General features: G+C 49.6%; 12 protein-coding genes. 5 read left to right on the top strand and 7 right to left on the bottom strand.

Annotation, left to right across the window (positions count from 1 at the left end; all coding sequences use genetic code 11):
• Positions 1-29 precede the first annotated feature (29 nt).
• The 3 genes from sdaA to pabB form a co-directional block, all read right to left on the bottom strand.
• On the bottom strand, positions 30-1,394 hold the full coding sequence (sdaA, locus tag Z042_RS17990; protein WP_024910231.1) for an L-serine ammonia-lyase: 1,365 nt from the start codon (positions 1,392-1,394) through the stop codon (positions 30-32).
• 394 nt (positions 1,395-1,788) lie between these two features.
• Positions 1,789-2,367: a CoA pyrophosphatase gene (locus Z042_RS17985; protein ID WP_024910232.1), complete on the bottom strand. Its 579-nt coding sequence runs from the start codon at positions 2,365-2,367 to the stop codon at positions 1,789-1,791.
• Entirely contained in the window at positions 2,364-3,737 is a 1,374-nt protein-coding gene (pabB, locus tag Z042_RS17980; RefSeq protein ID WP_024910233.1) for an aminodeoxychorismate synthase component 1, read from the bottom strand. The genes Z042_RS17985 and pabB overlap by 4 nt, the downstream gene beginning before the upstream one ends.
• Positions 3,738-4,229: 492 nt before the next feature.
• On the opposite strand from pabB, the gene Z042_RS17975 reads away from it, so the two are divergent.
• Entirely contained in the window at positions 4,230-5,213 is a 984-nt protein-coding gene (locus Z042_RS17975; RefSeq protein WP_024910234.1) for a glycosyltransferase, read from the top strand.
• Between the two features lie 117 nt (positions 5,214-5,330).
• Complete coding sequence (locus tag Z042_RS17970; protein ID WP_024910235.1) at positions 5,331-5,567, top strand: YoaH family protein; 237 nt, start codon at positions 5,331-5,333, stop codon at positions 5,565-5,567.
• Positions 5,568-5,603: 36 nt separating this feature from the next.
• Here Z042_RS17970 and purT read toward each other — a convergent pair whose 3' ends face one another.
• The 4 genes from purT to Z042_RS17950 all read right to left on the bottom strand — a co-directional run bounded on the left by purT (position 5,604) and on the right by Z042_RS17950 (position 8,734).
• Positions 5,604-6,782, bottom strand: coding sequence for a formate-dependent phosphoribosylglycinamide formyltransferase (gene purT / locus Z042_RS17965; RefSeq protein WP_024910236.1), 1,179 nt, complete (start codon positions 6,780-6,782; stop codon positions 5,604-5,606).
• Between the two features lie 158 nt (positions 6,783-6,940).
• Positions 6,941-7,465 carry a fimbrial protein gene (locus Z042_RS17960; protein ID WP_024910237.1) on the bottom strand — a complete coding sequence of 175 codons (525 nt, stop codon included), beginning with the start codon at positions 7,463-7,465 and terminating at the stop codon, positions 6,941-6,943.
• Positions 7,466-7,534: 69 nt separating this feature from the next.
• Positions 7,535-8,074: a fimbrial protein gene (locus Z042_RS17955; protein WP_024910238.1), complete on the bottom strand. Its 540-nt coding sequence runs from the start codon at positions 8,072-8,074 to the stop codon at positions 7,535-7,537.
• A 138-nt stretch (positions 8,075-8,212) separates the two neighbouring features.
• A complete protein-coding gene (locus tag Z042_RS17950; RefSeq protein ID WP_024910239.1) occupies positions 8,213-8,734 on the bottom strand; it encodes a fimbrial protein in 522 nt (173 codons plus the stop codon).
• A gap of 513 nt (positions 8,735-9,247) precedes the next feature.
• On the opposite strand from Z042_RS17950, the gene dbpA reads away from it, so the two are divergent.
• From dbpA to yqfB, 3 genes are all read left to right on the top strand, one after another.
• Positions 9,248-10,630 carry an ATP-dependent RNA helicase DbpA gene (dbpA, locus tag Z042_RS17945; protein ID WP_024910240.1) on the top strand — a complete coding sequence of 461 codons (1,383 nt, stop codon included), beginning with the start codon at positions 9,248-9,250 and terminating at the stop codon, positions 10,628-10,630.
• 87 nt (positions 10,631-10,717) lie between these two features.
• Positions 10,718-11,044, top strand: coding sequence for a YebG family protein (locus Z042_RS17940; protein ID WP_024910241.1), 327 nt, complete (start codon positions 10,718-10,720; stop codon positions 11,042-11,044).
• Positions 11,045-11,083: 39 nt separating this feature from the next.
• Entirely contained in the window at positions 11,084-11,407 is a 324-nt protein-coding gene (yqfB, locus tag Z042_RS17935) for a N(4)-acetylcytidine aminohydrolase (RefSeq protein WP_024910242.1), read from the top strand.
• Positions 11,408-11,500: the final 93 nt, after the last annotated feature.

The raw sequence follows: 11,500 nt of genomic DNA, 5'->3' as shown, positions 1-11,500 counted from the left end.
CTCCCCACCCAAAAGGCGAGGAGGATGATTTAATCACACTGAACTTTGATAGCCAGGCCGCCGCGGGAAGTTTCGCGGTATTTGGCGTTCATGTCCTTGCCGGTTTCGTACATGGTTTCGATCACTTTATCCAAAGAAACGCGCGGCTCACTGGTGCGGCGTAGCGCCATACGTGCCGAGTTGATGGCTTTCACGGCAGCAATGGCATTACGCTCGATACAGGGCACTTGCACCTGGCCGGCAACGGGATCACAGGTCAGCCCCAGGTTATGTTCCATGCCGATTTCTGCGGCGATGCAAACTTGTTCAGGGCTGCCGCCCAGCAGTTCAGCCAACCCGGCGGCGGCCATAGAACAGGCGACGCCCACTTCGCCCTGGCAGCCGACTTCAGCCCCTGAGATGGAAGCATTCATTTTATACAGCGTGCCGATGGCCCCAGAGGCCATAAAATAACGGATATAGATATCCGGGCTAACGGACTCAATGAAATGATCATAGTAGGCCAGCACCGCGGGCACGATGCCGCAGGCCCCGTTAGTGGGGGCGGTGACCACGCGGCCACCGGCGGCGTTTTCTTCATTTACCGCCAGGGCAAACATGTTCACCCAGTCGATCACATTCATCGGATCGTTGGAAAGCTTATCGGAAGAAACCAACATACGGCGCAGTGCCGATGCACGGCGCGGTACGCGCAGTGGCCCAGGCAACACCCCTTCAGTATTCAGGCCGCGATCAATACAGGCGCGCATGGTTTGCCAGACATTGTCAAAATAGTTTTCTATCTCCAGCTTACTGTGTAATGCCAGTTCGTTTTGCATCACCAGGCCAGACAAGGAAAGGCCGGTGGTGTGGCAGTGCTGGAGCATTTCATTGGCCGAATGGAAAGGATAAGGAACACTGATTCCGTTATTATCAGCCTGGCCGAAGTGTTCTTCGTCAACGATAAAACCGCCACCGATGGAGTAATAGATTTTGCTATAAACGAGCAGATCCTCGGCAAAGGCCTGGATCTGCATACCATTTTCGTGCCGCGGCAGGTTGCCGCTGCGGAATACCATGCCGCCGTCGCGCGGGAAGTCAACCTCATGCCGGCCGCAGGCCAGCATCAGGCGTTGACGCTGCTCAACATCGCGAATAAAGCTCGGAATGCCATCAATATCAACCGTCTCTGGCATGTTGCCCGCCAGGCCGAGAATAATAGCAATATCCGTATGGTGCCCTTTACCGGTCAAGGAAAGTGAGCCGTAGACATCAACGGCAACACGCGTGACCGAAGGCATCAAATCTTGACTAACCAGATCGTCGACAAACTGTTTGCCGGCTTTCATCGGCCCAACCGTATGAGAACTGGAGGGGCCGATGCCGATCTTGAACATGTCGAAAACGCTAATCACGCTAAGACTCCTTAAACAGGCTTATTGTTATGGCGGCGGCAACGATAAACCGCGCAGGGAATGATGAGAGAGAAGTGCGCCGACAGGGGTCAGCGGCTTTCTGGCATCAATTAGTTATGCTGCCTGCGACTCCGCTACATTGAGTATAGTTGCTGGCAGCCAACGAGGTTTCCCTCATCTTGAACACTATCCGGCTAAAATTTATTTTTTAGTTTTTTATCCCGATTAATAACCATTTTACTAAAATTTAATCATGTTATAGAGTGGTTTCGCAGTTTTTTTTAAATAAGTGGCTGAACAGTAGTGTAAAAAACGCGTTGGTGAAGTGATAACGATCGCTTTGCGGAAAAAAACCATCACTATCAAAACGATAATGTGATTTGTGTTGCAGAAATCAGATGCTGACTTGCTGTGCCAGGCGGCGGATGATAGCGGCCGTCAATCCCCACACAAATTGGCTCCGATACCAGGAAAGATAGAGACGGTGCGAATGACCGCCACGATGAATGTCCAGTGGGTAATACCGTGACAGCATAAGGGCTTCGTGCAGCGGCATTTCAAACACTTCTGCGACTTCATCCGCATTTGCATGGAATTGGATGTCTGGCGGGATCAGGCCAACAACGGGCGTGACCTGAAAGCCGGTATTGCTGTCGAGCGGAGCCAATTTCCCCAGCACCTGAACCGCCTGTGGTGGGATCGCGACTTCTTCTTGCGCTTCGCGCAGCGCTGTGATGATCGCTGAGCTGTCTTCCGCATCGGTTTTCCCCCCTGGAAAGGCGACCTGGCCGGCATGCTTACGCAATGAATCGGCGCGGCGGGTGAGCAGCAAGGTGGGTTCAGGCCGGCAGACAATCGGAATTAACACCGCTGCCGGGCGCACATTATGGGAGGTTTGCACTGCCTGCGGCAATTGCAGTTGAAAACGGCTGATAAACGCAGCCAGTGAGGCTGGGTGATGCTGATGTCTCACGAAACGGTAAACTCCCCCAGTTGTGGCAAGATGTGCCCTACTTTATCAAAGGCTTCCTGATATTCCGCCTGTTCTTGGCTATCAGCAACAATGCCACCGCCTGCTGAACAATATATTCGGCCATTTTCGGTGGCCAGGGTTCGAATGGTGATATTGGTATCCATGGTGCCGCAGGCACTGATATAACCAATACTGCCGCAATAAGCATTACGCCGCTGTGGTTCTAATTCTTCAATGATCGCCATGGCGCGAATTTTCGGCGCGCCGGTGATCGAACCACCGGGGAAACAGGCTCGCAGCAGCTCGGTGGCTGGCGTGGTGTGGGGTAACACTGCGGTAACGGTGCTGACCAGATGATGCACCGCTGGAAATGGCTCTACCACAAACAGCTCTGGCACGCGTACGCTGCCGGGTTGTGCCACACGGCCAATGTCATTGCGCAGCAGATCGACGATCATCAGGTTTTCAGCTCTGTCTTTGGCAGAATGCGCCAATTTATTGGCCTGCGCAGCATCCTGTAGCGGATCGGCAAGGCGGGGCAGGGTACCTTTTATTGGCCGGGTTTGAATCTGTTGATTTTCCAGCCACAAAAAACGTTCCGGTGAAACACTCAGTATGCTGTTTTGCGGCAACCGCAAGAAAGCTGAGAAAGGCGCGCGGTTGCTAGCGCTCAATTGGCGAAAAGCCTGCCACTCATTCCCTTGATAAGGTGCAGAAAAACGTTGTGTCAAATTGATTTGATAACAATCACCACTGCGCAGGTATTCCTGAATACGTTGAAATTTTTCACCGTATTGTTGGCGGGTCATATTGGCCTGCCAGTTGCCGGTCAGGGTAAACGCAGCGCAAGACGGTGCCTGTTGCTGGTTAAGCCAGTGCCAGCGCTGTTCAACATCACCATAGCTGAGCAGTGTCAGCGTTTGCTGGTGGTGATCGGCAATCAGTGCCCAATCATAAATGCCAACGGCCATGTCAGGCAGGCTGAGGTCTGCCTGAGCCAACTGGGGCAATGTTTCTATCCGCCGCCCCAGATCGTAGCCGAACAGGCCCAGTGCACCACCTTGAAATGGTAAATCTGCATTCGGCAGCGGACGTAGAGATTGTGCATCCAGTTGTTGTTGCAGTAACTGGAACGGGTCTTCTGGCGAGCTGTAGCTGGTGGTGCCATGGCGAATTTCGGTGAGTGAACCTTGAGTCGTTAAGGTGATTCGTGGTTCGGCAACCAGAATATCAAAGCGGTTATGGATATGCTCAGCAAACCCGGAATGCAGCAACATGGCCCAGGGCCGTTGTGCCAAGGGAGTGAACAGCGCCAACAGTGACTCACGGGTATAAGGTAAAGTTTTAAGATTTGGGGTGGTTGCACTCATGGGCTTTAATGAACCTGACTGGCAAAACGACGGTGTTGAGATAGCTATTCTGCCATACTCCATCCGTAGGCGCAGCCTGCTGTGCCAGCCGATGAAAAGTAAACCGTACCTAAATGACGGATTTTCCTGTCATTTCTCTGTACAGCCAGAATATAAGCATTTCGGATTCTATACATTATAGGCATGAATGACAGTATTAATTCATTATATGAATGTATAATCATATATCATTGTAGATTCCTCCCAGTTATCATCTCTATTCTTTAAATAGGGTGAGTGAGAATAATGCGTTGTTTGGTTAAAACTATAAGGCGTGGATTGATGCGTTTTTGCACTATTAATCCTAAACCCCTGGTGTTTTTTCGAACGATGTACACAACGGGCAAATCAGCACCTGATTAAAAAGCTGAGCCAGTATTCTCCGAACCTCGTTTTCCGCAAAGCGTAGTGAATTAATTAAATTCTTTTACTTTCGTCAGCAAAGAGCCGTGTATGTCATTAAAACTGAGTGTTATTGTCCCTTTGCATAATGCCGGGGAATTGTTCGTTCCCTTTTTGGAGTCTCTGCTGGCGCAGCGTGAGCAACTGCTGGAGGTGATCATCGTAAATGATGGTTCAACCGATGGTTCAGGCGAAATTGCTCACCGTTATGCCGCTCAGCATCCACATATTAGCGTTATTGACCAAGCGAATTCGGGGGTATCCAACGCGCGCAATGCGGGATTGGCAGTGGCGCGTGGGAAATATGTGGCCTTTCCTGATGCAGACGATGTATTGGCACCAGAAATGTATTCAACGCTGCTCGAACAGGCTGAAAAGCACCAATTAGATGTCATGCAGTGCAATGGCGAACGTTATTATGCCAGCAGCGGTATGCAGCAGCCGATTATTCCACAGCAGCGGTTGCAGGACACGGCGGTAATGCCGGGTACTCAATGGCTGGAAAAAGCGCTGAAATCCAGACGCTTTATTCATGTGGTGTGGTTGGCTGTTTATCGCCTCGATTTTATCAAACAGCATCAGCTTTATTTTGAGCCTGGTCTGCATCACCAGGATATTCCGTGGACCACGGAAGTGATGTTTAACGCCCAACGGGTAAAATATCTTAGCAAACCGTTGTACCGCCAGCGGATACATGATCAATCGATCAGTAATCGCCGCCGTATTGGGCTGGCAAACGTTGAATATCAGCGCCATTACATGAGAATTGTGGAGATGCTGATCGAACTGAATCAGCGCTATAGTCAAAAAATATCGCTTTGTCCGGCGTTTCATTGGCAAATTACCCGCGAAGCGCTGGGGATCTGCCATTGTATTCGCCGCGAACCTGAAGCTGAGGCACAGCAACGAATTACCGCAGAATTCTATCAGCGTGGTATCCATCGTGCTATGAGTACTAACATGCGTGGTGTCAAACAGATGTGGCAAGTGATGCTGTGGCTGCATCGTCTGAAACAGTGGCGGGCAGCAGAATAACCGGCGTTGGATTCAGCGTTTTTAACGAAATAACTCAAGTTGCAGGCAGGCCAACGCACATGTAACTTGAAGTCTGATGGGGTTATAAGCCCTTGCTATTTTGCTGGAGAGAAACACATGCTTGCAGGTATGCCATCGCTGAGCCACCAAGAGCAGCAGGAAGCCGCTGAACGCATCCATCAATTGATGGAACAGGGTATGAGCAGTGGTGAAGCCATTGCCTGCGTGGCGCAGGAAATCCGCGAAAAACATCAGGGCGATCAGGTGACTGTTCTGTTCGACGATGAAGAAGAACCGCAGGAAGCTCCAACTGAATATTGGGAAGATAACAGCGAAGACGACGATAGTTATTGATATTGCTGGGGTTCAGTAGAGCGAACCCCAACGTTATCAGCCTTGCACAGTGACGGCAGCCGCCGAAAGTTTAGCTAATTCTACCGCCTGCTCAACGTTCGGTGCTGTGGCAAGTGCGACACCCAGGCGGCGTTTACCGCTGATGTCGGGTTTGCCGAATAATCGTAGCTGATTATGGCCGCTTAACGCCCGATCCAAGCCGCTGAACCGCAGGTTCCCACTGGTCAGCTCTGGCAGGATCACCGCAGAAGCAGAAGGACCGAACTGGCGGATTGTATTGATTGGCAACCCGAGAAAAGCACGAACATGCAAAGCAAACTCGGACAAATCTTGGGAAATCAGCGTTACCATGCCGGTATCATGCGGGCGCGGTGAAACTTCACTGAAAATGACGTCATCACCACAAACAAACAGCTCGACACCAAACAAGCCAAAGCCCCCTAACGCACCCACTACGTTTTCTGCAATTGCCTGCGCCCGGCTTAACGCCAGATCGGACATTTGCTGAGGTTGCCAGGATTCACGGTAATCCCCTTCTTCCTGCCGATGGCCGATGGGAGCACAGAAATGCACGCCATCAACGGCATTGATAGTGAGCAAGGTAATCTCGAAATCAAACTGCACCAAGCCTTCCACGATCACCCGGCCACCGCCCGCCCGCCCACCTTGCTGGGCATACTCCCAAGCGGCATTAAGCTGTTGTTCGTTTCGGATCAGGCTCTGCCCTTTGCCTGAGGAACTCATGACTGGCTTGATAATGCACGGATAGCCAATTTCCCTCACTGCCTGATGGAAACCGGCTTCGCTATCGGCAAAGCGGTAGCTTGAGGTGGGCAGGCCCAAGGTTTCTGCCGCCAGGCGGCGGATGCCTTCGCGATTCATCGTCAGGCGTGTTGCTTCTGCACAGGGTACGACGCGATGGCCCTGTTGTTCCAATTCAACCAGCATGCTGGTGGCGATGGCTTCGATTTCCGGCACGATGTAATCAGGGTGTTCCTGCTCGATAACGGCTTTCAGCGCATTGCCATCCAACATGTTGATCACATGGCTACGATGGGCCACGTGCATGGCGGGTGCATCGGCGTAACGATCAACGGCAATCACTTCTAACCCCAAACGTTGGCATTCGATGGCAACTTCTTTGCCCAACTCACCAGAGCCGAGCAGCATAACGCGGGTGGCAGAGGGGCGCAGGGCGGTTCCAATAGTTAACATAGTTTCGTACCTGGATCTGAGAATTATAAATGTGGCTGATAACCCGCGTGCAGTATATACGAAAACGATTGCGTATACAGATGAAGACAAATGAAGTGGCAAAAATGCCCCCCAAAGCACCAAATGCGGTGGTGATTCGGGGGAAACAGCAATTAAACTTATGGGTAGACGATCGTAAACTGAGTCGTGACGTTGGCTTTCCCTAATTGCACCTCTTTATTCAGCACTTTATAGCCGACTTTGAAAGGCAGTTTGTTGATATTCCCTGGTGTGGTATCCAATGTGACAGAATAGGATTCCGTATTGGGGTTGATATAACCAGTGTTATATGAATGATTATTACGAAGCTGTAGTCCTATCCCCTTTGCTGTATTGGGAGAATCGGGCTCATCAAGCTCAAATAGCGTATTGTCTACTGATGATGCCGTGCCTTCAAATTTGACTTTTGCACTTTTGATTGACGACGGGCAATTGCTAAGTTCAATATCGAAGTTTCTAGCTGCGACCACTGAACCGACCGTTAGTAACATGCCTGTAGGGATATCCTCAATAACGACATTTTGCGTTGGGTTGACAACGCAAGCTGTACCGACAACATTGGAGCTAAAAGTTAATGTGCCATCGGGGGCGGCTACGCTATTTCCTGCTATTAGCAACGCACAGGCAGTAAAGTATTTTTTCATTTATAACCTCCATGTAAAAGTGAGCTGTGGTGAATATAATCGTATGTATTGCAGCAGACAGAACATGATTTACGGGTAAATAATGCTGAATTGTGTGGTTACATTGGCAGTACCGGCCTTAACTTCTTTTTCTACCGCAACATAGCGCCCGGTGAAGATTAATTTATTGATATTACCCGGAGTGCTATCCAGCGTTACGGTACTGGAGAGCGTATTAGGCGCTATTGCGGCATAAATATTGAGCTGTGGATCGTTTTCTATCTGGAAAGCGATGCCCTTGGCGGTGGTGGGTGAATCGGGATCATCAAGAGCAAAAGCACGGTAAGCGGTATACTGTGAAGCTGCGCCTTCAAATCTGATTTGAGCCTGTTGCACATGCGGCGGGCAATTACGGAGCTCGATTGCAAACTCTTTCCTGGGCGAAACGGAATTAATATCAGGTAACTGGCCTACTGCCATATCATCAAGCACGACGTGCTGGGTTGGCGTGACAATACAGGCACTGTCCAGCAATTTTGAGGTAAAGAATAATGTACCATCGGCAGAAAGTGCCGGGGTTATATTGCCCAAGGCAAATACTAAAGCGAGTGTGATGAGAGGTTTTTGCATAATCCACGTCCTGTTAGAATTAAGTACTGCCTAATCAACTCCACACAAGTGGGAGCAGTATGACCAACAATACCTCCGCAGTTATAAACCGCTGTACTTCAAACAGCAGCCTGTAATGCAGTAATTTAAAGAAGGAGACTAAGGATAGATAACCGTAAACTGAGTGGTGACGTTGGCGGTGCCGGTTTGTACTGCACCTGTTACTACGTAAGCGGCACTGAATTTCAGTTTGTTGATATTACCCGGCGTGGTATCCAAGGTGTAGTTCCCTGATGTCTGGTTCGGTGTAATTCGGCCTCCACTGCCTTGAATATATAAACCTAATCCTTTAGCGGTGGCTACAGCATCCGGTTCATCAAGGGAGAATGCACTAGAGTTGCCTTTTGCTGCAGTACCTTCAAGTTTAATTCTGGCCTGTGGCGTTTGTTGTGGGCAGTTTTTAAGCTCTATTTCAAAATCTTGATATGTTCCAGGCACAGTGTTGACATTCAGTAACATACCGGTGGGCATATCAGCAAGCTGCACGCTTTGTGACAATTCTATTTCGCAAGCACTCTCATACACTTTTGCATTGAAAGTCAGTGTACCGTCGGCAGAAAATGCAGGGGTAATAATAATTCCGTTTATCAATAGCATTAAAACGATAGAGGTCTTTTTCATAATCGTACATTCCTTTGCTAAACATACTGGTTATATATTGAATTTTCTCTTGTGTGCTAACGTTGGATAAATAGAAACGGCCTTCGCTAGTTATAATGATTTTTATTTTTTAGTGAAGGTGAAGGGAAGGGCAGTCTGGATACGGAATAAAGTGTATTTTAGATGCTTGTTTTGGAATGGTATCAGATAAAGGGGTAATATTTTAATTTCTGTGAATTTCTTTAACAAAAAAGGCTATTTTTTGTTTTTTTAAAGTTAAATATTTTATTGCGCAGTTTTTTGATGTAGATCAAATTATATCCATAAAGTTGACTGAAATGGTATGCAGATACTCAGTACCTTCTAAAAAACAAGAGGTTTGCATTCTTGGCGCAGATTCAGCGGGTTTGCTTCGGAGAGTTTTTTTACGGCTGAAATCAGGAATCTATGCTAACTCTGTTATCATTTGCGCCTGAATCGGTGCCAGCCTGCGGGCCACGCCGCCTTTCCACTTGTTATATAAGAGTTATTGCCGTGAGCACAGTTTCCTTTTCTTCCCTGCCGCTGCCAGCCGAACAGTTGGCCAACCTTAATGAACTGGGGTATGCCGAAATGACGCCGGTACAGGCCGCAGCGCTGCCCGCGATCCTGAAAGGCCAGGATGTACGGGCCAAAGCTAAAACCGGCAGCGGCAAGACGGCGGCGTTCGGTATCGGTCTGCTAGATAAAATCAATGTTGGCCACGTGGCTACCCAGGCGCTAATCCTGTGCCCGACGCGTGAGTTGGCTGACCAGGTGAGCAAAGAGTTGCGCCGTCTGGCACGCTTTACGCAGAACATCAAAATCCTGACCTTGTGCGGCGGCCAGCCAGTGGGGCCACAGCTCGATTCATTGGTGCACGCGCCGCATATTGTCGTGGGGACACCGGGCCGCATACAGGAACATCTACGCAAGAAAACGCTGGTGTTGGATGATTTGAAAGTGCTGGTGTTGGATGAAGCTGACCGTATGCTGGATATGGGGTTTGTTGACGATATCGATGATGTGATCGGCTATACGCCTGCACAGCGCCAGACACTGTTGTTTTCTGCTACCTATCCAACGGGCATTGAACGCATCAGCGCCCGTGTCCAGCGCGAACCGCTGGATGTGGTAGTGGATGAGGGGGAAGAGCAAACCACGATTGAACAGCGTTTTTATGAAACCACTCGTGACCAACGCCCGGCATTGTTGGTTGCGGTGCTTCGCCACTATCAACCGGCTTCCTGCGTAGTGTTCTGTAATACCAAACGTGATTGCCAAATGGTGTTTGAGGCGCTAGAAGCGCGTGATATCAGCGTACTGGCCCTGCATGGCGATTTGGAACAGCGTGATCGTGATCAGGTATTGGTTCGTTTTGCCAATCGCAGCTGCCGAGTTTTGGTGGCGACCGATGTTGCAGCCCGTGGTTTAGACATCAAAGAGCTGGAGCTGGTGGTGAATTATGAGTTGGCATTTGACCCGGAAGTTCATGTGCATCGCATTGGCCGCACGGGGCGTGCAGGGATGAATGGGTTGGCTATCAGCCTGTGTGCACCACAAGAAATGGCACGTGTGCATGCGATTGAAGACTATCTGCAAATGACGGTTGATTGGGCTTCGGTTGCTGAATTGAGCGGTGCGCCAAATACGTCATTGGCCGCTGAAATGGTCACGCTGTGTATCGATGGTGGCCGTAAGGCGAAAATCCGCCCTGGAGATATTCTCGGTGCGCTGACCGGTGACGCTGGGCTGACGGCAGCAGAGGTGGGTAAAATTGATATGTTCCCGGTGCATGCTTACGTGGCGATCCGTAAGGCAAGTGCACGTAAAGCGTTGCAACAGCTTCAACAAGGTAAAATCAAAGGTAAGAGCTGCAAGGTGCGGCTACTGAAATAATAAACAGTAATGGGTACTTGCGTCTTTCTCTGGGATGAGATTATACTGTATATAATTACAGTATAATCAATCATGAGGAATACGCACATGGCTGTTGAAGTGAAATACGTGGTAGTAAGAAATGGTGAGGAAAAAATGACTTTCGCAAACAAAAAAGAGGCCGATGCCTACGATAAAATGCTGGATCTGGCCGATAGCCTCGGTGAGTGGTTGCAACAAGCACCGGTGACGCTTGAAGATGAACAGCGCGAAGGGTTGAGTTTCTTCCTGGCAGAACATAAAGAAGCGCTAACGCAGATTCTGCGTGGTGCAGCGGCCCCGCAGGAAACGGTAAAAAAGCCCGCTAAAGTTAAAAATGAAGCCCCAGTTATTCCTATGGAAGACGGTTTTACGCCAGAAAAGCAGGCAGCATAATCGGTTATGTAGCCGGGTTGTGATTGAAAAGGAATCAGAGTGCTCCACGACATCACCTTCTTTAGCCGCTTTGAGCAAGATATTCTTGCAGAGCGCAAAACTATCACCATCCGGGATGCCAGTGAATCTCACTTCCAGCCTGGTGAGGTGCTGCGTGTGAGCCGTTATGAAGATGGCGTATTTTTTTGTTTTATTGAAGTGCTTTCGGTAACGCCGGTAGCTTTGGACGCGTTAACCGAAACTCATGCCCGGCAGGAAAATATGACGCTCAGTGAATTAAAACAGGTGATCAAGGACATTTATCCAGGGTTGGATGAGCTGTTTGTGATTGCTTTCCACAAATGCAGAGGTGAATTTCAGTAAAGGTAATGCCTGGCAGATGCCACTGGCATCGCGTAGTGTGGCACTATCACTGAGAATCCCGCGCATTTAAACGCTGAGTATCAAAATTGGCAT

The sequence above is a fragment of the Chania multitudinisentens RB-25 genome, from assembly GCF_000520015.2.
GTDB classification, from domain to species: Bacteria; Pseudomonadota; Gammaproteobacteria; order Enterobacterales; family Enterobacteriaceae; genus Chania; species Chania multitudinisentens.
This window is presented reverse-complemented; position numbering and strand designations above follow the sequence as displayed.